Source organism: Shewanella sp. 38A_GOM-205m (genome assembly GCF_000518445.1).
GTDB classification, from domain to species: Bacteria; Pseudomonadota; Gammaproteobacteria; order Enterobacterales; family Shewanellaceae; genus Shewanella; species Shewanella algae.
This window is the reverse complement of sequence record NZ_JADP01000003.1, coordinates 14,243-41,024: the sequence shown is the minus strand read 5'-3', so window position 1 is coordinate 41,024 and position 26,782 is coordinate 14,243. Positions and strand designations below refer to the sequence as shown.

18 protein-coding genes and 2 riboswitches are annotated in these 26,782 nt (G+C 54.4%); of the genes, 10 read left to right on the top strand and 8 right to left on the bottom strand.

The features are described 5' to 3' along the window. Positions 1 to 303: 303 nt before the first annotated feature. Entirely contained in the window at positions 304 to 1,767 is a 1,464-nt protein-coding gene (gene katB, locus N512_RS0103360) for a catalase KatB (protein ID WP_028779401.1), read from the top strand. A 65-nt stretch (positions 1,768 to 1,832) separates the two neighbouring features. Here katB and N512_RS0103355 read toward each other — a convergent pair whose 3' ends face one another. Next, complete coding sequence (locus tag N512_RS0103355; protein WP_028779400.1) at positions 1,833 to 2,390, bottom strand: TMEM165/GDT1 family protein; 558 nt, start codon at positions 2,388 to 2,390, stop codon at positions 1,833 to 1,835. A gap of 92 nt (positions 2,391 to 2,482) precedes the next feature. Then, positions 2,483 to 2,585: riboswitch (yybP-ykoY riboswitch) on the bottom strand. 232 nt (positions 2,586 to 2,817) lie between these two features. Then, a riboswitch (cyclic di-GMP riboswitch) is annotated at positions 2,818 to 2,902 on the top strand. A gap of 134 nt (positions 2,903 to 3,036) precedes the next feature. On the opposite strand from N512_RS0103355, the gene gbpA reads away from it, so the two are divergent. The 4 genes from gbpA to N512_RS0103335 all read left to right on the top strand — a co-directional run bounded on the left by gbpA (position 3,037) and on the right by N512_RS0103335 (position 10,327). Then, positions 3,037 to 4,428: an N-acetylglucosamine-binding protein GbpA gene (gene gbpA, locus N512_RS0103350; RefSeq protein WP_231473510.1), complete on the top strand. Its 1,392-nt coding sequence runs from the start codon at positions 3,037 to 3,039 to the stop codon at positions 4,426 to 4,428. 574 nt (positions 4,429 to 5,002) lie between these two features. Beyond that, positions 5,003 to 6,271: a dicarboxylate/amino acid:cation symporter gene (locus N512_RS0103345; RefSeq protein WP_197021424.1), complete on the top strand. Its 1,269-nt coding sequence runs from the start codon at positions 5,003 to 5,005 to the stop codon at positions 6,269 to 6,271. A gap of 569 nt (positions 6,272 to 6,840) precedes the next feature. Next, on the top strand, positions 6,841 to 8,034 hold the full coding sequence (locus tag N512_RS0103340) for an aromatic amino acid transport family protein (RefSeq protein WP_028779397.1): 1,194 nt from the start codon (positions 6,841 to 6,843) through the stop codon (positions 8,032 to 8,034). A gap of 136 nt (positions 8,035 to 8,170) precedes the next feature. Further along, the gene (locus tag N512_RS0103335; RefSeq protein WP_028779396.1) at positions 8,171 to 10,327 is read left to right on the top strand and encodes a S46 family peptidase; all 2,157 of its coding nucleotides are present in this window, start codon (positions 8,171 to 8,173) and stop codon (positions 10,325 to 10,327) included. 48 nt (positions 10,328 to 10,375) lie between these two features. On the opposite strand, the gene N512_RS0103330 is transcribed toward N512_RS0103335, so the two are convergent. The 7 genes from N512_RS0103330 to N512_RS0103300 all read right to left on the bottom strand — a co-directional run bounded on the left by N512_RS0103330 (position 10,376) and on the right by N512_RS0103300 (position 20,666). Next, complete coding sequence (locus N512_RS0103330) at positions 10,376 to 10,678, bottom strand: hypothetical protein (protein WP_156029040.1); 303 nt, start codon at positions 10,676 to 10,678, stop codon at positions 10,376 to 10,378. 194 nt (positions 10,679 to 10,872) lie between these two features. After that, positions 10,873 to 13,092 carry a PAS domain-containing protein gene (locus N512_RS0103325; protein WP_025008993.1) on the bottom strand — a complete coding sequence of 740 codons (2,220 nt, stop codon included), beginning with the start codon at positions 13,090 to 13,092 and terminating at the stop codon, positions 10,873 to 10,875. 179 nt (positions 13,093 to 13,271) lie between these two features. Beyond that, the gene (locus N512_RS0103320) at positions 13,272 to 13,889 is read right to left on the bottom strand and encodes a TatD family nuclease-associated radical SAM protein (protein ID WP_028779394.1); all 618 of its coding nucleotides are present in this window, start codon (positions 13,887 to 13,889) and stop codon (positions 13,272 to 13,274) included. 170 nt (positions 13,890 to 14,059) lie between these two features. After that, positions 14,060 to 17,209: an efflux RND transporter permease subunit gene (locus tag N512_RS22125; protein WP_037474087.1), complete on the bottom strand. Its 3,150-nt coding sequence runs from the start codon at positions 17,207 to 17,209 to the stop codon at positions 14,060 to 14,062. Further along, positions 17,209 to 18,420 (bottom strand): efflux RND transporter periplasmic adaptor subunit, encoded by a 1,212-nt coding sequence (locus tag N512_RS0103310; RefSeq protein ID WP_037474157.1) that lies wholly within the window; start codon positions 18,418 to 18,420, stop codon positions 17,209 to 17,211. The genes N512_RS22125 and N512_RS0103310 overlap by 1 nt, the downstream gene beginning before the upstream one ends. 180 nt (positions 18,421 to 18,600) lie before the next feature. Next, positions 18,601 to 19,827: an ATP-dependent RNA helicase SrmB gene (gene srmB, locus N512_RS0103305; RefSeq protein WP_028779392.1), complete on the bottom strand. Its 1,227-nt coding sequence runs from the start codon at positions 19,825 to 19,827 to the stop codon at positions 18,601 to 18,603. 107 nt (positions 19,828 to 19,934) lie between these two features. Next, a complete protein-coding gene (locus tag N512_RS0103300; RefSeq protein WP_028779391.1) occupies positions 19,935 to 20,666 on the bottom strand; it encodes a tRNA1(Val) (adenine(37)-N6)-methyltransferase in 732 nt (243 codons plus the stop codon). Positions 20,667 to 21,242: 576 nt separating this feature from the next. On the opposite strand from N512_RS0103300, the gene brnQ reads away from it, so the two are divergent. The 5 genes from brnQ (at position 21,243) to N512_RS0103275 (ending at position 26,733) form a co-directional block, all read left to right on the top strand. Next, positions 21,243 to 22,652: a branched-chain amino acid transport system II carrier protein gene (gene brnQ, locus N512_RS0103295; protein ID WP_028779390.1), complete on the top strand. Its 1,410-nt coding sequence runs from the start codon at positions 21,243 to 21,245 to the stop codon at positions 22,650 to 22,652. A 36-nt stretch (positions 22,653 to 22,688) separates the two neighbouring features. Continuing rightward, positions 22,689 to 23,633 (top strand): site-specific tyrosine recombinase XerD, encoded by a 945-nt coding sequence (gene xerD / locus N512_RS0103290; protein ID WP_081737078.1) that lies wholly within the window; start codon positions 22,689 to 22,691, stop codon positions 23,631 to 23,633. A 124-nt stretch (positions 23,634 to 23,757) separates the two neighbouring features. Beyond that, on the top strand, positions 23,758 to 24,486 hold the full coding sequence (gene dsbC / locus N512_RS0103285; RefSeq protein WP_028779388.1) for a bifunctional protein-disulfide isomerase/oxidoreductase DsbC: 729 nt from the start codon (positions 23,758 to 23,760) through the stop codon (positions 24,484 to 24,486). Between the two features lie 108 nt (positions 24,487 to 24,594). After that, the gene (gene recJ, locus N512_RS0103280) at positions 24,595 to 26,319 is read left to right on the top strand and encodes a single-stranded-DNA-specific exonuclease RecJ (RefSeq protein ID WP_028779387.1); all 1,725 of its coding nucleotides are present in this window, start codon (positions 24,595 to 24,597) and stop codon (positions 26,317 to 26,319) included. 99 nt (positions 26,320 to 26,418) lie between these two features. Further along, positions 26,419 to 26,733 (top strand): cupin domain-containing protein, encoded by a 315-nt coding sequence (locus N512_RS0103275; protein WP_025008998.1) that lies wholly within the window; start codon positions 26,419 to 26,421, stop codon positions 26,731 to 26,733. The last annotated feature ends 49 nt before the right edge of the window (positions 26,734 to 26,782 follow it).

The window sequence follows — 26,782 nt, the reverse complement described above, 5'->3', positions numbered from 1 at the left end:
GGTTTCTATAAGGTTTGTTGCTTTCGTGACAATGTACGTTTGCTCTGCTTCAGCCGTTTCTCATCTCGACTGGCAGTCACTGCTATCTCGGTCATGCATTTCTTTATCCCCATTTCTCAATCCCAAACCCCATTTAATCTATAAATAGAATTGTGATAATCAGTTTTAATCGTTTTTAAAAATATCTTCGCCTGACTAAGATGACCACATCGCCAATACGACTGCTCAAGGGAGCACTTATGGCCACCATATTCGATGTGATTGAAAACTGGTTAAACGAGACAAAGGATTAAGGAGCACGAGATGAGTCAGAAGCAATATATCACCAGCCAGAGCGGCGCCCCCATCGCAGACGATCAGAATTCCCTCTCCGCCGGAGAGCGTGGTCCCCTGTTGCTGCAGGACTGGCACCTGATTGAAAAGTTGGCCCACTTCAACCGCGAGCGGATCCCAGAGCGGGTAGTGCATGCCAAAGGCACGGGGGTTTACGGCACCTTCACAGTGACCAATGATATGAGCCAATACACCATAGCCGAACATTTCCAGGGGGTTGGCACCCAGACCGAGGCCTTTGTTCGCTTCTCGACCGTAGGCGGTGAGATGGGCAGTGCCGATGCCGAGCGCGATCCCCGTGGCTTTGGGGTACGTTTCTACACCAAGCGCGGTAATCACGACATTGTGGGCAACAACACCCCCACCTTCTTCCTGCGTGACGGCATCAAGTTTCCTGACTTTATCCACACCCAGAAGCGGAATCCGCACACCAATTTGAAAGATCCTCAGGCGATGTGGGACTTCTGGTCGCTCAACCCAGAGTCCTTGCATCAAGTGACTGTATTGATGTCTGACCGGGGTATTCCGGCCAACTATCGGCAGATGCATGGCTTTGGCTCGCACACCTTCTCATTTTGGAATGCCAAGGGTGAGCGCTTCTGGGTCAAGTTCCACTTCAAGACAGAGCAGGGCATAGCCAACCTGACTGAAGAGCAGGCCGCCAAGGTGAAGGGAATCGATCCGGATCATGCCCAGCGTGACATGGTGGCGGCAATCCAGGATGGCAACTTCCCCCGTTGGAAGCTCAAGGTGCAGATAATGCCGGAAGCCGATGCCAATACTTACCATATCAACCCGTTTGATTTGACCAAGGTATGGCCACATAAGGACTATCCGCTGATCGAGGTTGGGGTACTGGAGCTCAATCGTCTGCCACAGAACTACTTCGCCGAAGTAGAGCAGGTGGCACTGGCGCCGAGTAACCTGGTTCCCGGTGTCGGCGCGTCACCGGACAAGATGTTGCAGGCTCGCCTGTTTGCCTATGCCGATGCCCAGCGTTATCGGATAGGAGCCAACTATAACCAGTTGCCGGTGAACTGCCCCCATGCGACTCAGGCCAATCACCATCAACGTGCCGGTGCCATGGCCGGGGCTCAATGCCCTTACCATGGAAGCCAGACAGGTGGCGATGCGTCGGCAAACTATGGTCCCAACTCGCAGCCAAGCGGCCTGCAGGATGCGACCGAGTTCAAAGAGCCGCCGCTGCGCCTGGATGGTGAAGCCGACAGATACAGCCGTTATGGCCAGGATGACTACACCCAGGCTGGCAATCTTTACCGCTTGTTGCCGGAAGAGGAAAAGGCCAGGCTTATCAGCAATATCTGCGGTACTCTGAGTCAAGCGACTCAGGATGTGCAGCAGCGAATGATTGGCCACTTCAGCCAGGCCGATGCCGACTACGGCCGCCGGGTGCAAGAGATGCTGGCCAGCTGATAGCGGCACGCCGGAAATAACAGGGGGCAGCTTGAGCTGCCCCTTTTGCGCTGTCAGCGGTTTCCCTATTCCCACAGCAGGGTGGCTATCCCCAAGAGGGCAAACAGCAGGGCGCAACCTCTGTGGATCCAGGTCATAGGCAGCTTGTCGGCACTGAAATGGCCGGCCAGCACCACGGGAACATTCGCCAGCAGCATGCCGACAGTGGTGCCTGTTACAACCATCAGCAGGCTATCGTATTTGGCCGACAGCACCACGGTTGCGACCTGGGTCTTGTCACCCATTTCGGCGATAAAGAACAGTAAGCAGGTGGCCACAAAGGGACCATAGCGGTAGAAGCGGCTCTCTTCGGCATCGACCTTATCGGGCACCAGCACCCAGAGGGCGATGGCAAAGAAACTGCCGGCAACAAGGTAACGGCCGATATCGGCGCTGAGCCAGCCCATGGCCCATTGGCCCAGCCAGGCGGCGGCAAAATGGTTGAGCAGGGTGGCGACAAGGATCCCTGAGATAATTGCGGTCTTGTTTTTGAAACGGGCGGCCAACAACAGGGCCAACAGCTGAGTCTTGTCACCGATTTCGGCTACGGCGACAGTGATAGTTGAGGCGATGAGTGCTTCCAAAATGGGCGTTCCTTCGGGGTGGCAAAATTCCAAGCACAGTCTACCGCCCACCCCTTTATATTTGTGCGGTATACCGTGCTCAGGTCTTGCCTGGCAAGCCTAAACTTGCTGTAAGCACCATGGCATGAGGCCAAGTGTGTTGATACTTACCCCTGGGCGGGACCCAGGTTAGCTACTCCCCTAAGACAGAGGCGGCCATTATAACCATAAAGCTCGTCATGGCAACACTGGTCGGCTCAGTGACAGGGGGATTTTACGGTATTTCGTTTATCCGATATGAATCAAGCAGATGTTGTGATGCTCAGTATGCTGTACGCATTGTCTGTTTTTAACTTTTTGGTTTTTAAAGAAATTCTTCTTTGACATCGTTGTCATTTTTGCCTTTACTCATAGAACTCTCAGCTGCAGGAAACTGAGGTGAGAGCTTCTGGGTATTTGGCAAACTGAGCGAAAGCTCAGGACGCAAAGCTTCCGGTCTAAGGCCCTAGGGTTAAGATAGCGGGGCTGCCACAGTCGCTGACTGTGTCTGCAACAGAGTCATTCTCTTGTGTGCCCAAATACCGCTTGTTCAAGGAACTGTCGTTAAGGCAGCAAAATGGAGTATTGCAAAGTGGTTAAATCATCATTTAAAACAACAGCTTTGTCCTTGGCATTGACAGCCGCTGGGGTAGGGTTATCTACCCAGGCGTTGGCTCATGGCTATGTGAAAAGCCCAGAGTCCAGAGCCTACGCCTGTAATCAGCACAACAACACTAGCTGTGGTGCGATTCAGTGGGAACCCCAAAGCGTCGAAGGGCCTTCAGGATTTCCGGCATCCGGCCCGGCCGATGGTCAGATAGCCAGTGCCGGAAATGCCAGTTTCAGAGAGCTGGATCAGCAGTCATCCAGTCGCTGGACCAAACAACCTGTGAGTGCCGGCCCTATCAACTTTACCTGGCAGCTGACCGCCAATCATGTTACCCGCGACTGGCGTTACTATCTGACCAAGCAAAACTGGGACCCCAACGCACCTTTGAGCCGGGCGGCCTTTGAGTCTGAACCATTTTGCAGTGTCGATGGCGGCATGGTGCAGCCTCCCAAGACGCTGACGCATCAGTGTCAGTTGCCACAGCGTAGCGGTTATCAGCTTGTGCTGGCGGTTTGGGAAGTGGGGGATACCAGCAACAGTTTCTACAATGTCATAGATGTGAACTTTGACGGTGCAGCCCCGACTCCTTCCGAATGGCAGGACGTGGGGAATATCAACCCGTCCCAGGATCTTAAGGCTGGCGATCAGGTGTTCACTCGGGTGTTTGGTGACAACGGAGAACAACCTTCGTTGTCTACCCGGCTCACCATAGCCGATGCCGGGCAGGGTAATCATAATACCTGGCCCAGTTTGTTGGCTGAGGCGATCAATGCCGGTGGCACCGGCCTTAAGGCGGGGCAATTGAATGCCAATGGTGAGATAGTGCCCGTCTATGGCAAGAATGATGTCTTCGCCCAGAATGATTCCGGGATCACCCGGGTCGAAACTGGTTTTGAGTTGGCGCCTCTGCCCGGCGGCGATTTCAGTGTCAGCGGCCTGAGCGACAACTATGAGATAGTCGATGGCAAGGCCAGCGTTGGCTTTACTGTAACCACAGATGCCAGAATGCAGGTCAGTGCCTTTATCAGTACTCATGATGGCAAGGCATCCGGTTCTGCTGTGCAGCAGATTGACAATAACAGCGCCGACTTCAACATCGAAGTGCTTGAGCCCGCTGCCGGACATTACCACATGCAGTTGAAGGCTCAGACCCAAGAGGGCAAGGAGCTGACCCAGGAGTTTGGTTTCTTCCTGCGTCAAGCCGGTGATACAGCGCCGGCGGATTTCCAGTTCCCTGATGGTTTGGGGTCATACACAGAGGGAACCAGGGTACTGCAGCCCAAAGATGGCAAGATATACCGTTGCAAGCCCTTCCCGGAAAGTGGTTATTGCCGCCAATGGTCGGCCAGTGCGACCCAGTTTGAACCCGGTGTCGGCAGTCATTGGCAACTGGCCTGGATAGCCGAGTGATAAGTGCCTTCCAAAGCTGACTCGATAGCCGCAGCGACTGCTGCGGCTACTGTTTCATGCCTGGTGGTCTTTTCAAGCGCAACAATGCCGTGAAGTAACTCACTAAATTACTTGGATAAATAAAGTTTCATCTTCAGTTAATCTGGTTTTCTTTTTAAAAGTTCCTATCTTAATAGTTAGTGTCGAAACATTTTTAATAATTTGAAATTTATATAGAATTGGACACTGACTCGCCTTATCCCGCCAATCGAGCCTGTAGTGCAAGTGCCATTTTTAGCCGTCAGAGATGACGGTGACGACTTGCCCACCCAGTCTTAAGGCTTCCCTTCCGGGACGATACGTTTCAAGATGCTGACGCTCATCGGCTTACTCCAGTGGCAATCTCACCGTCTTCCAGGACTGCTTATGCCAGTTTTTTGCCTCCATAGGATATGCATGTAAGTCATGAGCGTTATTGAAGACATTCTGTCTGGATCTGAGCTGGCTTTTTTATGCATTTCTCTGGCCTTATGGCCTTTTGCACCCCTGCGTTGGCGGCGGATCCATCTCCCAGGCATTCACTGGAGCACGACACATGATAATGAAAATGAACAAGTTGACCCTGTCGATTATTCTCGCCATGGTGCTGGGTATTGCGACAGGCCAGATTTTGCGCTGGTATTTCCCCGAACAAGCCCAGACATTTGCAGACAGCATTACCATACTCACAGATATATTCCTTAATCTGATCAAGATGATCATAGCTCCCTTGGTGTTTACCACCCTGACCGTGGGTATCGCCAAGATGGGAGACAGCCGCACTGTTGGCCGGGTCGGCTTGAAGACACTTTCCTGGTTTATGATGGCCTCGGTTATCTCGCTGCTGTTGGGACTCTTGATGGTCAGCTTGCTGGAGCCGGGAGTGGGGCTCGACCTGGCGCTGCCGGACAGCCATGCCGCGACAGGTCTGGAGGCCGGTGGTTTGAGCCTGAGAGAGTTTGTCTCCCATGCGATCCCCAAGAGTGTTATCGGTGCCATGGCCGACAACGAAATTCTGCAGATAGTGGTGTTCTCACTCTTCTTTGGTTTGGCGGCTGCGGCTTGCGGTGAACATGCCAAGCCGGTGATTTCAGTGCTCAGCAGCGGCGCAGATATCATGCTCAAGGTGACAGCTTATGTGATGAACTTTGCTCCTTTTGCCGTGTTTGCCGCTATAGGTGCCATGGTGGCCAAGGAGGGCAGTGGCATATTGCTCACCTATGGCAGCTTTATGGGGCAGTTTTATCTTTCCATGGGGCTGTTGTGGTTGGTGTTGATTGCTGCGGGTTCCTTGTTCCTCGGCGGCCGTATCCGTCGTTTACTGAGCTTGATGCGTGAGCCCTTGCTGCTGGCATTTTCCACCGCCAGCTCTGAGTCGGCCTATCCGAAAATGTTGCAGCGGCTTGAAGAGTTCGGCTGCAGCAAACGTATCTCCAGCTTTGTACTGCCAATGGGTTATTCCTTCAACCTGGATGGCTCCATGATGTACTGCACCTTTGCCACCATGTTTATTGCCCAGGCCTATGGCTTTGAGCTGAGTCTGGGGCAGCAGTTGACCATGTTATTGCTGTTGATGGTCACCTCCAAAGGGATGGCCGGTGTGCCCAGAGCTTCGTTAGTGGTGATTGCTGCAACCCTTGGGCAATTCAACATTCCCGAGGCGGGGATCCTGCTCTTGCTCGGGGTCGATCACTTCCTCGATATGGGCCGCTCGGCCACCAATGTGCTGGGTAACAGTATTGCCGCCAGCGTGGTGGCCAAGAGCGAGAATGCCCTCAGTGACACCGCTGACATAGTTCCACAGCCACAAGCTGAGGTCGCGTGAGTCGAACTCAATACGTGAGTCATGAGCGACTGGGCTTAAATTCACTGCGATATTATCCTGATAGGCTATCGCAGTGAATAGGCTCTGCCTGGATGCCTTGACGCCAATTGCTGTGTAAGCCACTCTCTACAAAAGAGAACGCCACGAGGACTTGTTCGAACCTTCCCTAATATCAGCAGCGGCGCATTTACCGATAATGATATTCTGCCCTGTTTTTGATGGAACCGGCCTGCTTTTCGCCTCAGGGCCGATAGTCGCGCTTCCCCGCTTGCCCAAGGGCTGTGGCTCTGTTAATGTCCCGGTTAAGTCAATTTTTTGAGAAAGAGCCTCCGTGTTGAGTTTGCATCTCTGCAGTCCCAAATTCCGCTGTCCACGATTTAGTTAGCCCCAGTGGCTTGGTGGCATACCTCTTCTGTTTGCTGAGCTGTTGGGGCCAATGAAACTCCGTAAGGCGGAATTTCATCTGCGGCCAAGACGTTACAGCTTGCCAGCTGCGCTGACAATTCGCCTTTCCCATGAGTTAAATCTGACCTTAAAGATAACAATACAAAAGAACAGGACGAATTTTAGTGAACTTGAAAACATTGGGCTCTATAGCCATAGTCGCGGGTACTGCGATTGGCGCCGGTATGTTGGCCTTGCCACTGGCAACGGCTGCCATGGGCTTACTGCCGGCACTGTTATTGATGTTGGTCATTTGGGGCATTTCCGCCTACACCTCACTGTTGATGCTGGAAGTCAATCTGCGCTCCGGCGTGGGGGATAACCTGCATGCCATCACAGGTAAAGCCTTGGGTAAGACGGGGCAACTGATTCAAAGCGCCGCTTTTCTCAGCCTGCTGTTTGCCCTGACCGCCGCCTATCTGACCGGCGGCGCCGATCTCCTGGTGCTCAAGGCCAAGGCCTGGTTCGATATGACCCTGGATGGCCAGGACGCGGTACTCTTGTTTACCCTGGCTCTGGGCAGTTTTGCCGCCTTGGGAGTCGGTTGGGTCGATAAGCTCTCCCGCGGGCTGTTTTCTGCCATGATAGTCATGCTGGTGCTGGTGGTACTGTTTCTGCTGCCTGAGGTGAATATGAATACCTTACTGGAGCAGGCGCCGACCGATTCCTATGCCAATGTGTGGCTGGCCGCCGTGCCTGTGGTGTTTACCTCTTTTGGTTTCCATGTCTGTATTGCTACTCTGGTGCGCTATCTCGATGGTGACACGGTTTCCCTGCGCAAGGTGCTGCTGATAGGCTCCGGCATTCCGCTGGCCTGCTATCTGCTTTGGCTGCTGGTAACCCTGGGTACCGTTGGCGGCGATACCATTCACGGTTTTGGTGGTTCACTGTCAAAACTCATCAGTGCCTTACAGGCCATCAGCGAACAGCCTTTGGTGAGCAAGTGCATTGGGCTGTTTGCCGACTTGGCGTTGATCACCTCGTTTCTTGGAGTGACCCTGAGCCTGTTTGACTTCAGCGCCGAGCTTATCCGTGCCAAGAGTAACTTTGTCGGCCGCTTGCAGACCTGGTTGCTGACCTTTATTCCGCCGCTGGCCTGCGCCCTGTATCTGCCCGAAGGTTTTTCAGCGCTGCTGGGTTTTGCCGCCGTGCCTTTAGTGGTGATCATCATCTTCCTGCCGATAGCCATAGCGCTGAAACAGCGGCGTGAGTCGCCGGAAGGCTACAAAGTTGCCGGTGGCAAGCCGGCGATGGCGCTGATGACCCTCCTGGGGATAGGCATTATAGCTGCCCAGCTGTATGCGACGCTGGGGGCCTAATACAAGCCCTTTGTAAGGGAATTTTTCCGAGTCTGTAGCCGCTTGGTAGTCTGTGTTAAAGTCGGGACTTGTGCCCGGCTTTTTTGTTGCACAAAAACAACAAATTGAACTGATACCAGCGAATGGACTTACTAGAATGAAAAAATGGTTACTTGCAACGGCCATAGCCACCAGTTTTGGTGCTCAGGCCGATGAGGGCATGTGGCAGCCCTACCAATTGCCGGCCATGGCCGATGAACTCAAGGCCAAAGGACTGGAAATAGACGCCAAGTCTATCTCCAAGCTGACGGAATTCCCGATGAACGCCGTGATAAGCCTGGGCGGCTGCACCGCGTCTTTCGTTTCTCCCAAGGGCCTGGTGGTAACCAACCATCACTGTGCCTACGGCTCCATCCAGTACAACTCCACCCCGGAGAAGAATCTGCTGCGTGATGGCTTCCTGGCGAAAAACTTTACCGAAGAATTGCCGGCAACTCCGGGCTCGCGGGTATATGTCACCGAAGAGGTCACCAATGTGACCGACAAGGTCAAGCAAGGCCTGGACAACAAGCAGGGCGACGCTTTCTACAAGGGCGTCGAGGCGGCCGAGAAGTCACTGGTGGCCCAGTGTGAAAAAGAAGATGGCTATCGCTGTCAGGTTTACAGCTTCCACGGTGGTCTTGAGTACTATCTGGTGAAGCAGCTGGAAATCCGTGATGTCCGCCTGGTGTATAACCCGGCGGCCAGCGTGGGTAAGTATGGCGGTGATGTCGACAACTGGATGTGGCCGCGCCACACGGGCGATTTCTCCTTCTACCGCGCCTATGTCAACAAAAATGGCAAGCCGGCCGATTTCTCCAAGGATAACGTACCTTACGAGCCCAAGAGCTTCCTCAAGGTGTCGGCCAAAGGGGTCAAGGAAGGGGACTTTGTGATGGTAGCCGGTTACCCGGGCCGCACCAACAGATACCGCACCGGCAATGAAGTGGAAAACCAGTTTGAGTGGTCTTACCCACAAGGCAAGGAGCTGCGTGAGCGCTTTATCGAGATCATTAAAGAGACGGCCCCGGAAGGCAGTGACGAGCGCATCAAGTACGAGAGCCTGATCGCCGGTCTGGCCAACTATGCCAAGAACTTCACCTCGATGATCGAGTTCTATGGCAAGTCGACCATGCTGGAAGACAAGCGTGCCCTGGAAGCCAAGCTCAAGAGCTGGATCGATGCCGACAGCAGCCGCAAGGCTCAGTATGGCGAGGTGTTGGCACAGCTGGATAAGCTGGTCGCCCAAAGCCAGGCGGATCAGCAGCGTGACATTATCCTGGGCTATCTGGGGTATACCACTATGTTGCCGACGGCCCGCGAACTCTATCGTCTGGCCAATGAAAAGGCGCTGCCGGACATGGAACGTGAGCCGGGTTTCCAGGAGCGTGACATGATCCGCTTCAAGGCCGGTATGGAGCGTATCGATCGCCGTTATGCCGCCAGTGTCGACAAGGCGCTGGTGTTTGAGATGCTCAAGCGTTATGCGGCGCTGCCCAAGTCTGAGCGGCTGCCGGCGCTGGACAAGTACTTCGGCATAGGCAACAAGCTCGATGAGGCCAAGCTGAAGAAGACTCTGGACAAGATGTACAAGAATACCAAGCTGGATAACAAAGATGTGCGTCTGGCCTGGATGGACAAGTCGGTTGCCGATTTCAAGGCCTCGAAAGATCCTATGATCCAGTTTGCCGTGGCCTTCTATGACACAGGTATGCAGCTGGAGCAGAAAAAGAAAGAGTTGGCCGGTGAGCTGATGAAGGTGCGTCCTCAGTACATGGAAGCCATCATTGCCTACAACCGTGAGCAGGGTAAACCTGTGTATGCCGATGCCAACTCCAGCCTGCGGGTGACGGTGGGCCATGTGAAGGGCTACTCACCCAAAGATGGTCTCTACGCCGTACCTTTCACTCGTCTGGAAGGCATAGTGCAGAAAGACACCGGGGTTGAGCCTTTCGATGCTCCCAAGAAAGAGCTGGAGCTTATCAAGGCCAAGCAATACGGTGACTTCTACTTCAAGGATATTGACTCGGTACCGGTCAACTTCCTCTCAACTCTGGATACCACAGGCGGTAACTCAGGCTCGCCAACCCTCAACGGCCGCGCCGAGCTGGTGGGACTGCTGTTTGACGGTGTTTATGAGAGCATCATAGGTGACTGGAACTACGACGATAACATCAACCGCTCCATTCAGGTGGACAGCCGTTACATGCTGTGGGTGATGAAGTATCTGGATAATGCAGACAACCTGCTGCAAGAGATGGAAATCGTTAAGTAAGCTTCGCCATCAACAACAATCCCCGCCAAGTTGCGGGGATTTTTTTAGCTAGCACTGGGTTGTTGATTGCAGCGCCTGATCCAACAGCTCACACACCTCGGCGGCCGGGCGTTCAACCTTATCGGGCAAAGATTGCAGTACCCGGCGAGCTTTGGCCCTGAGCGGGCTGCGCTGTGCCAGCCTTGCCAGGTAACTATCTGAATAGTAGTAACCAATTAGCGGGTTACGCTGAATATTAAACAGATGAAATTCGCTGATATCCTGCCAGTCCAGCTCCAGTGTCCGTAGCAAAGAGCGGTAGCAGATGCCATGCTGATGGAAATCGCTGCTGGCCTTAGGCCATAGAGACACATCGAGGCCAGCAAGGCAGAGCTCCAAGTCAGCAGCAGTGCCAGCCAGCGCGGCCAGCTAGATCAACTGTCACTGAAGTAGAATGCGACGGGCAGCGCCGTGAAAAACAATGCCACTAAAAACAATGCCATGAAAAACAGCGCCGCAGACAGCAATTTGCGCCGATTGACTCCAGTATCAAAGGCTGCTGCATTTCAGAGCTGACGGGTATAGGCCTGGCAGATATTCTGCTCACCCGTCTGCTTGGCTCGTTTCAGCGCCACTTCGGCATTACCGAGGAACTGCTCCAGACTCTGGCCCGGCAGATAGGCGGCTATGCCTATGCTGATCCCTTCTGCCAAGCCGTTTTCGCCCAAGTTGGCCAGCGCCTTGACCGCATAGTGATGCGCCTGATTGGCATCGGTTTCCGGTAGTATGATAATCAGCTTACCCAATTGCCAATGGGACATCTGATAGCTGTTGGGCAGATCCCTGAGCAGCTGCATCTCCACCTCGTGTTGGCGGTTCTCCAGCTGGCCGATATCGCTCATATGGCTGAGCATGCCCTCGGGGCTGATGTCCATCAGGAGCAGACTGGCTTGTAGCTTTTCCTCTTCGGACATGGACTTGAAGTAGCGATCCAGATCCCTGAGGTTCACCAGGATGGTGCTGCGGTGTGGCACCAGATCGCCACTGGCCTCAATCTTGCCTCTTGGGGTTGCCTGCTCCAGGGTGCACACCAGATATTCAATCTCGCCGTCTTCATCCAGATAACCCTTGAGCGTGGCTTGCAGGCAACTGCCGTGGCTGTGGGTGCAGAGTATTTGCCCTTGCCACTGGCCTTGCATGCTCACCAGCTGGCTAATTCTCTGCCACTGGTTGCCAAGATCGTTTTCCAGCAAAGCCGCCAGGCTGTGGCTGAGATCACCGTTGAGTTGCATCAGCTTATCAAAGGCTTCATTGACCTTGAGCAACTGCCCCGAGGGCGTGGTCAGGGCGGTGGCCACATTGCTGCCGGTCAATAGCTTGCTAAGGAAGGCTTCCTGCTGGGCTTGTTTCAGTTCGCCGATATCTTCAAAGGTTATCAGCAAATAGGTTTGACTGCTGGCGTTGTAGCGGCGGATATGCAATCTGAGCTGGGCGTTGTCCAGGGATTCGAGCTGCACTTCGCCGCGCCACTCGCCGGCATCCGCCAACTGTTGTTTCATCGAAGAATAAAGCTCGTCTTCCAGCTGCAGGATCCGTTGCAAACTGCGATCCGGCAGCTCATCCTGCTCGAGTTGCAGAGTGCGGGCGGCAGTGGCATTGGCGCTAACGATACGGCCGCTGGGGTTGACCAGCACACAACCCAGGTTGGAGCGGAACAGGCCGCGGGCCAACTCGATACTGTTTTGTCTGGCGCGCTGTTCGAGGCGGAACATATGGGTCAGCAGGATAACCGCGGTTGCCAGAATGGTCAGTATGGCGGCGCAGGCCAAAAGGATGTTGCGCCACTGAAAGAAACGGGAGGCGATGTCGTGATTGCGGATATAGGAAAGCAGCAGATATTCGCGCTTGGTATCGTTTTGCGAAGCCAGTTGTACCTTGAGATAGACGAAGGTGGCGTCTTCTCCGTGGAATTGACCAAAGTTACTTCTGGCCATCTTGCTCCACAGTGCTGGATAGCTCTGTCTTATGCTGCTGCCCATGGTTTCAGGCAGCCTGGCCAAAGGGTCCAGATCCGAGGCGCCGGCATAAAGCAGGCCCTGATTGTCAAACAGCAGCAGAGGTGAGGCATTACTGGAGAAGGCGGGCTTTATCGCCTGCAGCATCTGCAACATGGAGTTGTAGGTGACCAGATAACCGCGCACGCTCTGATCCTGATTTTCCAGCCAGGCCAACTGGTAAATGTAGGGCTCGAGGCGGCCGTCAATCGGGGCAAACTCCAATGCCGAGGTATAGATTTCCTGCCCCCCCAGATTGCGCTTGTTGCCCAGGAGTGCCGGCGGCATGGACATGCTGCCGAAGGTATTGCTGGTGGCGATACGGAACTTGCCGTCGGCATCAAACAGCGCCAGATCCAGCAGTTCTGGGGTGCTGCGCTTCAGGCTGTCCCAGCTCGTCATCAGCCGTTGATATTCTTTGTGTCCCGGATTATCCAGGTACTGGCGCAGATATTCTGACTTGGCAAACATCTGGGTGCGAAACTGCTGGAAGGAGATTTTATCGGCCAGCAGGGCACCAACGGTTTGCAGCTCGCTGTATCTTTGTACCGCCCACTCTTCCTGCAGTCGTCGCTCGCCCAAGGTGATCAACACATTGGTAATGAGTATCACAGTGATCACCAGCATGCTCAGCTGACTGGCAACGGCCAGCAAGCGCTGCCGGGACCAGTGAATACCCTGAGCCGAGATAAGCAGAGGTGTGTCTTTGAGTCCGGTATTCTTTTTGAACATGGAACTGTGCTGGCTCCAGAGTGAAAATTGCGCTCATGTTAACACGAAATAACCCAGTGGGCATCGGCAGTTACCGACCGCTCACCGGGCAGTTAACACTGTGGCCCCTGAAGGCGCGAACACATCCCTATGGGGCCTGCGCGGGTTTACAGGTCCATCTGCTTGGTGCCGCCTCTTTGCTAACCCAGCTGTCCCAGGATCCTGTGCTTGAATTGACAGCCGGCGTCTTCCACTATTTTGCGACAGGCGTCGATATCCACCCCTTCCAGGCCATCGAGTGCCGATACCTGCACCTGCTTGATGTAACGGGGAGCTTCGCGAATAAAGGCGTTGACCGCATCCCAGGAACCTGCCAGACGTGGGCGACAGTGTTTAATGTAGCCTGATTCAGTGTCGGCATTGAGTGAGACCGACAGGGCATCGACGCACTCGGCCAGCTCAGGCAATATGTTGCGCCTGTGAAACAGGTTACCCAAGCCATCGGTATTGACCCTGACCTTACCACCGCGGCGTTTTATTTCGCGGGCCACTTCCAGCAAGGTTTCGAGATTGAGCGTCGGTTCACCATAGCCGCAGAACACATATTCATCGAAACGGGTTACCTCGCCGAGCAGCGGAATGATATCGCTGCCGCGGGGGCGAACCTTGAGATCCAGCTGATACTCATGAATGCTCTTGCTGCCGTTATGCTTGGGACAGAAGCGGCATCTCAGGGTGCAGCGGCCGGTGATATTCAGATAGCGGCTGTTGCGTATGTCATAGACGAGTGTGGGTTGGCTTTGGGCTGTGCTGCTCATAACGACTCAATAAGGCATGCAGGAGATAACTTGGAGTCTAACCAAGAGCCGCAGTGAAAAATGCTAGCAGGATCAGAAAACACCCACTTAGGAGCCACACGAGATGCGGTAGAGTTGAATTTGTTGCCTGATAAGGGAAGGGAGCCTTTGGGCTCCCTTCAATCACTTACTCAGTGTTGCGACTCGTTTAACTGGGCCTCTGCCTCTTTCGGCCGCCACCACCAGTGATAAAACGCTCGGCTCTTGTGGCTCAGATCATCGAGAATGATATAGAGCATGGGCACCAGGATCAGGGTCACCAGGGTGGAGAACAAAATACCGAATGCCAGAGAGGTGGCCATGGGGATCACTATCTGTGCCTGCAGGCTGCGCTCCATTATGATGGGCACCAGGCCGACAAAAGTGGTCAGCGAGGTGAGGATAATCGCCCGGAAACGATAACACCCCGAATCTATGGCCGCCTTGACCACTGACTGACCCTGCTCACGGGCGCGGTTGACGAAGTCCACCAAAATCAATGAATCATTCACCACTACCCCGGCCAGAGCAACTATGCCGCAGAGACTGAGAATGCTCATGGACAGCCCCAGAATAAAGTGACCGAACAACGCACCTATCATACCGAAGGGGATCACCGACATGATGATCAACGGCTGGCTGTAGGACTTGAGCGGAATGGCCATCAAGGCATAGATAGTAAATATCGCGAAGAAGAAGCCTTGCAGCAAGCCGACCATGGCGGCCTGTTCATCCTGGCTGGCACCATCGAGACTGGCGGAAATATGGGGATATTTACGCTCGAGTTCGGGCATAAACTTCTCCTGGATCTCCTGCACCACCTTGGAGGGCTCCACTTTATCCTTGTTGGCGTTGGCGGTCACGGTAATCGCCCTGCGACCATCCACCCGGGTAATGGAAGAGTAAGATTCCCCCAGCTCCAGTTCGGCCACGGTAGAGAAGGGCACCGCCATGCCGTTTGGCGTGCGGATCATCATGTTCTCCAGGTGGCCTATGGTGCGGCGCTGCTCCAGCGGATAACGCACCATTACCTTGACCTCTTCCTTGTTGCGCAAAATTCGTTGCGCCTCATAGCCATAGAAGCCATAACGCACCTGGCGCGCCAGATCCGATAATGTCAGCCCCAGCGCTTCTGCCTCGGGACGAATCTTGAGGCGAATTTCATGGCTGCCGGAGGAGAAGTTATCGGCAATATCATAAACGCCTTCATAGCTGGCAAGCTTCTGTTTCAGTTCTTTGGCGGCCGCAGACAATTGTTCCAGATCGGTGGAGGTAAAGCGGAAAGAGATATCGCCGCCGGCATCATTGGTGCTGGCATTGATATTGAGTTTCTTCACCGCCACCAAGTCCGGCAACTGCTTGCGCCAGGCCTCGGCTATGGTCACGCCGTCCACGTCCCTGTCTTCACCCTTGGTCAGCTCGGCAAAGATAAATGCCGAGGTGCGGCTGCTCATATTGATAAAGCTGTGCTTCACCACAGGGTAGCCGATTTCGGACTCCATCTGCTGGTTCATGGTATAGAGGGCATTTTCAATTTTTTGCACCACATCCAGGGTGTTGAGCTCTGAGCTGCCTTCATCCATTTCCAGATTGACCTGGATAAAGTCGGACGGAATATCCGGGAAGAATACCCAGCGCACCTTGCCACTGGTGACCATGGCGACCGACAGAATAAGCACACCGATAAAGCCCGCCACCAGGGTATATCTGTGGGGGATCATCCGCTCCATAAAGTTGCGGTAACTGTGGTGGATAAAATGCTGCACTTTTTCGTTGAAGGCGCGCTTGAAGCGGCCAAATGGCCCAGGGTTGGGATTGGGTTTGCTGGGCTTCATGTGCGCCAGGTGCGCCGGCAGAATGAACTTGGACTCCACCAGCGAGAAGGCCAGGCAGAGGATCACTATCATGCCGATGGATTTCCAGATGATCCCCATGGGACCTGGCACCATCAACATGGGGATAAAGGCGGCAATTGTGGTCAACACCCCGAAAGTAGCGGGCATGGCGACCTTCTTGGCACCGCGGATCACATTGGTGATCGAGTGGCCGTGACGCTCAACCTCTGTATGGGCACTCTCGCCTATGACTATCGCATCATCCACCACTATCCCCAGCACCAAAATAAAGGCGAACAGAGTCAACATGTTGATAGACAGGCCAAAAGGTTCCATCGGCATCAGTGCCATGGCACCGAGGAAGCACACAGGCAGCCCCAGCATGACCCAGAAGGCCAGTTTCAGATCCAGGAACAGCGCCAGGATAATGAACACCAGCAAGGCACCCATAAACATGTTGGACAGCATCATGTTGAGGCGGCCCTTGAGATAGTGGGTCAGGTCGCCCCAGTAGTCCAGCTTGGCGCCGCTGGGCAGAGTGGCTTGACGCTCGGCAATAAAACCTTTGACCTGATCGGCAATCGCCAGGGCGTTTTGATCGTCTATGCTGGTGATCTCTATGATGGCCGCCGGCATGCCGTCGAAGCGGGTGTACTCGAGCCGCTCCTCAAAGTCATCCTTGATCTCGGCCACCATGGGCAGCATCACCCGGCTGCCATCGGCGCGAGTGCTGACCACTATGTTGGCAAAGTCATCTCCCGTGTAGGCCTGGCCCTTGGTACGCAGCAGTATGTCACCGTCCTGAGCCCGAATTGAGCCACCGGGTAGATCTATCGAAGTGTTTTGTACTGCCTGCGCCACCTGAGTGAAGGTGAGGCCGTACTCTCTGAGCTTATCTTCCGAGACTTCGATACCGATTTCATAGTCGCGCACCCCGGTCACTTCGGCACGGGTCACCGCCGGCAGGTTGGTGATCTCATCACGGATCTCCTTGGCCAGCTCTTTCATGTCGTGCAGTGTCATGTCGCCATAGACAGACACCCAAATAACGTTGTTTTCCGGCTTGATCCGGTAGATATCCGGCTTTTCGATATTGGCCGGAAAAGTCGCGATGGCATCGACCCTGAGTTTGGCCTCATCCAGCACCTCTTTGGCATCATAGCCGTCTTCCACCTCTATGGTGACAGAGCCCACGCCTTCGCTGGCAACCGAGGTAACCTTCTTGATGCCGCTGATGTCCTGAATCGCCTCTTCAATCTTGATGGTGATCCCTTCTTCAATCTCCTGCGGCGCTGCGCCTGGGTAGGCGACTGAGATCCGCAAATAGTTGAGTTCGAAGCTGGGAAAGACCTCTTTATTGATCAGAAAGGCGCTGAAGATCCCGCCGATAAGCAGGATCCACATCAAGAGGTTGGCGGCAACATTGTTGCGGGCGAACCAGGCAATGATTCCTTTTTCCTGCTCCATCAGAGTTCACCCGCCGCAGCCAGACGCTGTTCCTGAGTTTCATCCTCTTCGCTGTGGGAAGCGTCTTTATCTTTGCTGTTGGCAACCCGCACCAACTGACCATTGGTCATATTGTTGAGATTGGTCTTGGAGATTCGCTCGCCATCCTTGAGGCTGTCTTTGATGTAGACATACTCAAGATCTGTGCGTACCACGTTGACGTGACGCATTTCTATCTTGTTGTCCTTGTCTACCACGGCCACATGCTGATTACGCACCATATACCTGGGTAGTTTCACCAAGCCATCGACGGTGCGGCCCTTGATCACGGCGTTGACAAAGCTGCCATATTTCAGCGGCAGTTGGCCGGTCTGTTTCTGCTTTCGCAGATAAGGATCCTGCACTTCGGCCACCAGATAGACCATGCGGTTATCCGGATCTATCACCCCTTCACTGCGCACTACCTTGCCGGTCCAGGTCACGGTTTTACCCGCCAGGGCGGCGCTCAGGGTTACCTGAGTCTCAGGGTTGTCCACCGACTCCAGATAGGCCAGGTCTTTGTTGGCCAGCGGCAGGCGCACTTCGGCTACAGCCGTGTCGTACAGCTCACCCAGATTGGTGCCTATGGAAACGTACTGTCCCAAATCGACACTGCGGGCGCGCACTATGGCATCGAAAGGTGCCCGGATAACGGTGCGTTCCAGGTTGCGCTTGGCTCTGGCGAGTGCCGCTTCGGCATACTTGACGTTGGCTTGCTCTTTCTTCAACTGAGGAACCCGCAAGCCAAGCTCGGGTGGCATACCGTTGTCATAACCGCTGAATTCTATCTTGGCGACTTCGCCGCGAGCGATTTCTTCATCCAATGCTGCCTTGGCCTGGGCCAGAGTGGCCTGAGCCTGCATCAGGTCGGCCTCATAATCAGAAGGTTCTATCACCGCCAGCTCATCACCTTGATGCACCACGCCACCGGCCACAAAGGCCGGGGCTATGCTGAGGATACGGCCCTGAACTTCACTGACCAGCTGAGTCTTGTACTTGGGAGTCACAGTGCCGTAAGAGGGCAGGTTGAGTGACATTGTCTGTTGTTCGACCTGAGTCACGTCGACCACAGGCAGCGGGATCTCTTCCGCTTTTTGCTCCGGCTCCTGCTTGGTCATCATCAGGAGTTCGGCGCCTAGTACGGCGACCACTATGATGAGCAGCGGCGCTATTCTTCGGAAAAATGTCTTCATATTCTTCTGCATATCCATGCTGGAGGCTTAATCTGAGCTTAAATTACCAGACAAGCAGCGGCCAATAAATGTGTTTTTGTAAATAAAATGTGTCAAAAGCTGTCGGCGGCGGGAGGGCTGTGAGGCAGGTAACAAAAAAGGACCCAAAGGTCCTTTTTAAACGAGAAATTAAGCCGAAGCTTATTTTTTCTTCTTCTTTTTCTTGCTGTTTTTGGCGCTGACATCCTTGGCTTTGACCTTTTTCTTGGTCGGCACTTTGGCTTCTTTGTGCTTGGGGCGCAACTCTTCGATAACACGCCGTTTCAGCTTCTGCTCGATATAGCGCTCAACCTTGCTGAGGATCCGCATATCATGGGCTTCCACCAGAGAGATGGCTGTGCCCTTGGCCCCGGCGCGGCCGGTACGGCCAATTCTGTGCACATAGGCGTCGGCAGAGCGGGGCATATCATAGTTGATCACATGGGTGATACCTTCGATATCTATGCCGCGGGCGGCGACATCGGTAGCCAACAGCACCTTGACTTCACCCTTGGTGAAACGACCCAGAGCCTGGAAACGCTTCTTCTGCTCCATATCGCCGCGCATAAAGGCGGCCGGGATCCCGGCCTGCAGCAACAATCCCTCGAGGCTGCTGACTACTTCGCGGGTCTTGCAAAAGACGATGGCGCGCTTGGTTTCTTCCTGATTGAGCAGGTGACACAAGAGAGCGAACTTGTGCTCCTTGTTGTCGGCCAGGTGGATCCATTGATGGATCTTGGCTTTCTCGCTGCGTGGCGGTTCGGCCTCCACCAACACAGGATCGTTGAGCAACTCAGTGGCAAAACGGCGCACGCCGCTGCCTTCCAGTGTGGCGGAGAACAGCATGTTCTGCTTACGTCCCTGCGCTTCTATGGCTATGGTCTGCACTACCTGGGAGAAGCCCATATCCAGCATGCGGTCGGCTTCATCTATGATAAGCAGTTCCACTTCGGTGGCTTCAAACTTGCGCTTCTCAAGATATTCGAGCAGGCGGCCCGGGGTCGCCACCAGAATATCCAGGTTACCGGCCAGGGTTTCTTCCTGTGGGGCGTAAGGGACACCGCCTGTGATTATGCCAATCTCCAGCCCAAGACCGGTCGCCAGATGGCAGGCATATCTGTGAACCTGACTGGCCAGCTCGCGGGTCGGGGTCAACACCAGTACTCTGGCCTGGCCTGGACGACGGCGGGGGAAGTCAATCAGATGTTGCAGTGCCGGCAGCAGGAAACTGGCGGTTTTACCTGTGCCGGTTGGGGCATGGGCAAGAATATCCCGCTGCTCCAGCGCCAAAGGCAGAGCCAATTGCTGAATACTGGTCGGGGTCTTGTGGCCCATGGCTTTCAGTGAATCCAAAAGCCTGTGGTCCAGATCGAAATCTTCAAATAGCATGGGGAGCATCTCAAACAATAATGCGCGGGAGTATACCTTGTCTGGGGTGCCGTGCACAGCTTGTCGCTTGGGAAGCTGAGAATAAGTCCCTTGCAACCGGCAACGGCTTAGAGTTTCAGGTAAAAATCCCGGGTCAGTTGTGCCATGGCCTCCGAATAGCGGCCATCGGCTTCTCTTATGTAGAGGGAGGAATGGGCTTTTGGCGCGGCAACCACTCCGCCTTCCTTGGCATGTTCAAGCAGCAGTAACTCTCGGTTACTGGGCTTTTGAGGCGTGCTGCTGACACTGACCCGCGCGGCCAGTCGCAAGCCTGCCTTTATTGCGGCGCACGCAAATCTGTCCAGGCTCTGAACCGGCAGAATAAGGCTCGCCTGTCCCTGTGGCTTGAGTAATTGCTTTATCGCCACACACAGCTCGTCAAAGTTCAGATGCTCTGTGTGTCTCGCTATGGCTCGTTTGGGGTCATCCGAGCGTGGGCCGGTTTCGAAATAGGGTGGGTTGCAAAGTATATGGTCGAACAGCGCTGAGTCTGCCAAGGCATGCTCATCGCAATAGGCCTGAATTGAGCCTTGATACAAAGCGAGTCTGCTCGCCCAGGGCGAAGCCTTGAAGTTGGCACGGCTTGCATGGGCCGCGCTGCTGTCGAGCTCAACCGCCAGTACCTCTGCCTCACTGCGCTGCGCCGCCATCAGACTCAGTAAGCCGCTGCCGGCCCCTATGTCCAGCACCCGCTTGGCCCCGGTCAATGGCGCCCAACCGCCCAAGAGCACCCCATCGGTACTGACCGGCATACCGCAGCCGTAATCTTCGATATGAAATGCCTTGAAACTGAATGCCATTGAGTGCTCAACCTCCCAAGCCGAATGCTTGGCGGGGATTTTATCCCGAAAGAGTCATCATTCGCCAAGGATTTGCCGTAGCTTTGTTTCGGTCTGGTTCATACTTTGGCAGGGGATGCTGCTAACTTTAGGCTGGTGATGCTGGACAAGTGTTAAAGGTCGTACCAGCAAGGGCGTTGGGGAGTCGACAAATGTTTGCAAAATGCTATGCCTGTTGCCTCAATTGGGGCTGGGTGTGACCTTGAACAACTTTTTCTCATCCTGAGTTTTGCATCTGTTGTGTTTTTAGGCTGCTGTTTGGTTGGCTTATTGCGCACTTTAAGAGGGTCTGGTATTAGTGTTCCCCCTTAATTCGCGGCATTCTGCGAATTAGATCAAGGTAAAACAGTTTTAGGATAAGCAAAGCAGCGAAAACCCCCTGCCATTTGTTCATAAACTCGCCAAGAATAGGCCAAATTTACCACGGATATCTGTAATAAAGGCTTTACACTCGAGTAGGGCGAGCGCGACGGCTATTATTTCAGCTATAGCTAAAAATGTTGCAATCACTTAAGTTTATTAGAAAAACATAACAAGATGGGGCATACAGTGCACAAGACTCAATTGACACTTGGTGACACCCTGGGCCTGGGATTCATGACCTTTGCGTTTTTCCTGGGGGCGGGCAACCTGATTTTTCCTCCTTTTGCCGGGCAGTTGGCCGGCGAAAACATGCCAATGGCCATGATTGGCTTTTTGATTACCGCCGTGGGTTTGCCGCTGGCCGGTTTGATAGCTGTGGCCAAGGCGCAGGGCAAGGTGATGAAGCTGTTGCCTGCCTTTGCCGCGACCGCTCTGGCAGTCGCTATCTATATCATTATTGGCCCAGCATTCGCGGCGCCTCGTACCGGTCTGGTAGCCTATGAGATTGGCGCGCTGCCTTTTATTCAAGACCCTGCATCGGTAGTGAACATTCTCGGGCTTGAGCTGAACAAGCCTCAGTTGCTCTACACTCTGGGATTCTTTTTGGTGACCATGCTGCTGGCACTGTTTCCCGGCAAACTGATGGATAGCATAGGCAAGGTATTGACCCCAGTGCTGATTCTGCTGCTGATGGGGCTGGCAGTGTCCGTTATCTTGCTGCCCGGCAGCGAAGTACCGGCCGCCAGTGGTGACTATATCAAGCACCCACTGACCAAAGGCATTATCGAAGGCTACAACACCATGGATACCCTGGCATCCTTGATGTTCGGTATGCTGATTATCGATATTTTGCGCAACAAGGGCGTGTCTGAGCCTGGCTTGCAGACCCGCTATCTGGTGCGCGCTGCGCTGGTAGCCGCCGCCGGTCTGGCATTTGTGTATGTGTCGCTGTTCTTCCTCGGTGCAACCGCAGGTGATATGGCCAAGGGCGCCGAGAGCGGTGGCCAAATCCTCACCAACTATGTGACTCACGAATTCGGTGATATGGGCATTATCCTGTTGTCCACTGTGGTGACTCTGGCCTGTTTGACCACGGCTGTGGGGCTGGTGAGTGCCTGCTCCGACTTCTTCCAGGAGTTGATCCCAGGCGCCACTTATCGCTTCCTGGTGGTGCTGTTCAGCGTGATCTGTGCCGTGGTGGCCAACGTAGGCCTGACCCAACTGCTGGCTATCAGTATTCCTGTGCTGATGACCATCTACCCTGTGGCTATCGCTCTGGTGTTGGTGACCTTCCTGACGCCTTATTTCCGTAATCCGAAATTTGCCCACAGATTAGCGCTGTCGGTGGCCTTGTTCTTCGGGATTTTTGATGCCCTTAAGGTGACAGTGACTTCACTCAAGCCGCTGACCCAAGTGGCCGAGCCCAACAGCTTGCTGCTGGCATTTGTTTCCGGGGTTGAAAGCCTGGCCCCCGTGATGTCGGCGTTGCCTCTCTACGAAGAGGGCATGGCCTGGCTGCCACCCACCCTGACAGTGATGATTATCTGTTTGTTTGTCAGCCCCAAGGCGGCGCAGGCTGTCTGAGTAACTGGAGTCCATTTCGAGACGGCGTTATCCTTGATGACGCCGTTTTTTATTGGAGTATTGTTTGTGGCCGCGACTTCTTCATCCGCTTATGTTCAGGACCCCTTGATTGAAGGTTTTCTCGATGACCTCTGGTCCAGTAAAGGCCTGAGCGACAACACACTGGCGGCTTATCGCAATGATCTGCGCCATTTTGATCAGTATCTGCAGGGAAGAGGGCTGACGCTCAACTCTGCCGGGCGCGAAGCGGTGCAGGATTATCTCGGTTTTCGTGTCGACAAAGGGGGTGCCCAGAGCAGCAGTGCCAGATTGAAGAGCAGCTTGCGGCGCTTTTATGGTTTTTTGCTGCGTCGGCAACTGATAGCGGAAGATCCCATGGCGCGTATCGCGTCCACCAAGCTCAAGCGCAAATTGCCCGGTAGTCTCAGCGAGGCCGAGGTGGATGCCTTGCTGGCTGAGCCCATACGGGAAGACCCGGTCGAAGCCAGAGACAAGGCGATGCTTGAGCTGTTATACGCCACCGGACTCAGGGTCAGTGAACTGGTGGGGTTGACGCTGGAGCAGATGAGTCTGCGTCAGGGCCTGGTACGGATCACGGGTAAAGGCGGCAAGGAGCGCTTGGTGCCCATGGGCGAGGTGGCCGTCAGCGAAATCGAGTCTTTCCTCAAGCTGGCGCGCGCCGAGCTGCTCGGCGGTAAACAGAGTGATGTGGTGTTTCCCTCCAAGCGCGCCCAGATGATGACCCGGCAAACCTTCTGGCACAGGATCAAGCTTTATGCGTTGCGGGCCGGTATCAGCACCGAGCTGTCGCCCCATACTTTGAGACACGCCTTTGCCACTCATTTGCTCAACCATGGCGCTGACTTGCGGGTAGTGCAGTTACTGTTGGGTCACAGCTCGCTGTCCACCACCCAAATTTATACCCATGTGGCCAATGCCAGGTTGCAATCGCTGCATCAGCTGCATCATCCAAGAGGCTGAATTCGGTGATCTGGCACGCAATTAGTTGCTTTCACTGACAACAGCCTGTAACTTTTCAGCCTCTGGCCCGGTCTGATGAGAGACGATAAAAAACCAATCAGGCCCAAATAAGATAGGATTTCCAATGAAGTTAACCCGTGCATTCTCTCTGTGTCTGGCGCTGGCGGTTACACCCTTTGTCGGTGTTGCCTCTGCGGCTTCCGAACCGGGTGATCAGCTGAAGCAAAAGCTCAGTGACACCTTGGGTATTGAAGTGATCTCTATGGCAGATTCACCTATCCCAGGCCTGTATCAGGCAATCACCAATCGCGGCGTGCTCTATGTCAGTAAAGATGGTTCCAAGCTGCTGCATGGCAACCTCTATGATCTGAATCAAGGGATGAAAAACCTCACCGAGGCGGCGCTTGCAGGCCCAAGACTCGAGATGCTCAAGTCCTTCGAAGACAAGATGCTGGTCTACAAGGCCAAGAACGAAAAGCATGTGGTGACTGTCTTTACCGATATCACCTGTGGTTATTGCCGTAAGCTCCATAACCAGATGCAGGAATACAACGACCTTGGGATAACAGTGCGCTATCTGGCCTATCCCCGTCAGGGCGTGCCTTCACCCAACGCCGAAGAGATGGAAGCGGTTTGGTGTGCCAAAGACCCTCACAAGGCCATGGATGACGCCAAGGCCGGCAAGAGTATCAAGATGGCCAAGTGTGATGCCAATATCCCGGGGCAGTATCAACTGGGGATGAGTTTTGGTATCAATGGTACTCCTGCGTTGATCCTCGAAGATGGCAGCCTGATCCCGGGTTATCAGCCACCGAAAGATCTGTTGAACAACCTTGAGAGTCGTAGCCTTTAATCTCAATAGCGGCAGCGCTCAATCGAAAAATCTCACTCAAAAAGGCGAGCAACCCACTCGCCTTTTTGTTATCTTGCCCGGCAAAGCCATTTTCAAGAATAGCCCATAGTGATCCACAAAATCGTCCGTCGTCCCAGGGTGGACGACAGCCATTTACCCGCTAATCTGCACCCGCTCTTAAAACAGATTTACGCCAGTCGCGGCGTTCAGGCTCCCGAGTGCGAACTGGTGCTCAAGCGTCTGCTCAGGCCGGATACCATGTTGGGCTTGCAGCAAGGTGCCGAGTTGGTGGCCGATGCCATCGCCGCCAATCGCCGCATTCTGATCATGGGTGATTTCGATGCCGATGGTGCCACTTCTACCAGTGTGTGTCTGTTGGCGCTCAGAATGATGGGAATGGAAAACTGTGATTATCTGATCCCCAATCGCTTCGATTATGGCTATGGCCTCAGCCCTGAAATAGTGGCGGTGGCGCACAGCAAGGGCGCCGAGCTACTGATCACTGTCGATAACGGTATCTCATCCATCGAAGGCGTCAGGGCCGCCAAGGCGCTGGGGATGACGGTTGTTATTACAGATCACCATTTGCCGGGCAATGAATTACCCGAGGCAGATGCCATCATTAACCCCAATCAACCCGGTTGCCGCTTTGCTTCCAAGTCGATTGCCGGGGTCGGGGTGGCTTTCTATCTGATGTTGGCGCTGCGGGCTGAGCTGAGAAAACGTCACTGGTTCGCCAAACACTCGCTGGCCGAGCCCAATCTGGGGGTATTACTGGACTTGGTGGCCCTGGGCACAGTGGCCGATGTGGTGTCGCTCGATGCCAACAACCGTATTTTGGTGGATGCCGGTATCAAGCGGGTGCGAAACGGCGCCTGTCGCCCGGGGATCACCGCCTTGCTGGAGGTGGCCCGCCGCAATCCGGCGCGTTTGGTGGCCGCCGATTTCGGCTTTGCGGTTGGCCCCAGACTCAACGCCGCCGGAAGGCTGGATGAAATGGCGCTTGGGGTTGAAACTCTCTTGTGTGATGACATGCTCAAGGCAAGAAGGATGGCGGCCGAGCTTGATGGCCTCAACGCCGAGCGCCGTGAGCTGGAAACCGGCATGCAGCAAGAAGCGATGAAGAGCCTGGAGGCGCTGCAGCTCAAAGAGAGTGAACAGCCCTGGGGCATAGCCCTGTATCAGCCGGACTGGCATCAGGGGGTGATAGGTATTCTGGCTTCCCGGATCAAAGACAGGTTCCACCGCCCGGTAATCGCCTTTGCCGAAGCCAGCGACACTGAAATCAAGGGCTCGGCCCGCTCCATCAAGGGGCTGCATATGCGCGATCTGTTGGAGCTTATCAATGCCCGTCATCCCGGGATGATCCTCAAGTTCGGTGGTCATGCCATGGCCGCCGGGCTCTCCTTACGCAAGGAGGCCTTCGAGCAGTTTGCCGAGGCCTTTGACACCTGTGTCCGTGAGCTGCTGACCCTGGAAGATCTCAATGGCGAGCTGTTCTCCGACGGTGAATTGCCGCTTGAGTGTTTTACCCTGGATACGGCGCAGCTGCTCAGAGATGCCGGTCCCTGGGGCCAGGCCTTCCCCGAGCCGCTATTTGATGGCCATTTCAGAATTCTGCAGCAGAGACTGGTGGCAGAGAAACACCTTAAACTGGTGTTGGAGACCGAATGCGGCCGGATCATGGCCGATGCCATCGCCTTCAATGTGGATCTCAAGACCTGGCCTGATGCCAGCATCAATCATGTGCGTCTGCTGTATAAGCTGGATGTGAACGAGTTTCGCGGCAACAGTAACCTGCAGTTGCTGGTTGAGCAGCTGGAGCCCCTGTAAAGCAAGCAGTAAAACAAGCAGTAAAACCAAGTGCAAGCCGGGAGTCTATTTAAGATAGGGATAGGCTGAGTAACGGGTCATATATCGCAGGAGAGCAAGATGAACAATCTGTTTGCCAACTTACCCAAGCAGCTTGATGCCGAGCAGTTTGACGCGCTTTTGGCTACGCCGGATCTTAAAATTGAGCGCATTCTGTCCCACGGTCAGGTGACACCCGAAGGGCAATGGTACGATCAAGCGCAGCATGAATGGGTATTGCTGCTGCAGGGCGCCGCCCGGCTGCAATATGAAGATGGTTCAGAAGTGAGCCTGAACCCGGGGGACTGGCTCAATATCCCCGCTCATGTACGCCACAGAGTCAGTTGGACCGCCGAGGATCAAACTAGCGTCTGGTTGGCCATTTTTTACTCTTGAGCCGACTGTTCTTGCGATGCTCTTGCTCTGCAATCCGCTCAATTTTCCA

Excerpts from the sequence above, each read along its gene's own strand:
- katB (WP_028779401.1), top strand. The coding sequence starts at position 304 with ATGAGTCAGAAGCAATATATCACCAGCCAGAGCGGCGCCCCCATCGCA.
- N512_RS0103345 (WP_197021424.1), top strand. The coding sequence starts at position 5,003 with ATGATAATGAAAATGAACAAGTTGACCCTGTCGATTATTCTCGCCATG.
- N512_RS0103335 (WP_028779396.1), top strand. The coding sequence starts at position 8,171 with ATGAAAAAATGGTTACTTGCAACGGCCATAGCCACCAGTTTTGGTGCT.
- N512_RS0103325 (WP_025008993.1), bottom strand. The coding sequence starts at position 13,092 with ATGTTCAAAAAGAATACCGGACTCAAAGACACACCTCTGCTTATCTCG.
- N512_RS0103320 (WP_028779394.1), bottom strand. The coding sequence starts at position 13,889 with ATGAGCAGCACAGCCCAAAGCCAACCCACACTCGTCTATGACATACGC.
- N512_RS22125 (WP_037474087.1), bottom strand. The coding sequence starts at position 17,209 with ATGGAGCAGGAAAAAGGAATCATTGCCTGGTTCGCCCGCAACAATGTT.
- N512_RS0103310 (WP_037474157.1), bottom strand. The coding sequence starts at position 18,420 with ATGAAGACATTTTTCCGAAGAATAGCGCCGCTGCTCATCATAGTGGTC.
- srmB (WP_028779392.1), bottom strand. The coding sequence starts at position 19,827 with ATGCTATTTGAAGATTTCGATCTGGACCACAGGCTTTTGGATTCACTG.
- N512_RS0103300 (WP_028779391.1), bottom strand. The coding sequence starts at position 20,666 with ATGGCATTCAGTTTCAAGGCATTTCATATCGAAGATTACGGCTGCGGT.
- brnQ (WP_028779390.1), top strand. The coding sequence starts at position 21,243 with ATGGGGCATACAGTGCACAAGACTCAATTGACACTTGGTGACACCCTG.
- xerD (WP_081737078.1), top strand. The coding sequence starts at position 22,689 with ATGACGCCGTTTTTTATTGGAGTATTGTTTGTGGCCGCGACTTCTTCA.
- dsbC (WP_028779388.1), top strand. The coding sequence starts at position 23,758 with ATGAAGTTAACCCGTGCATTCTCTCTGTGTCTGGCGCTGGCGGTTACA.
- N512_RS0103275 (WP_025008998.1), top strand. The coding sequence starts at position 26,419 with ATGAACAATCTGTTTGCCAACTTACCCAAGCAGCTTGATGCCGAGCAG.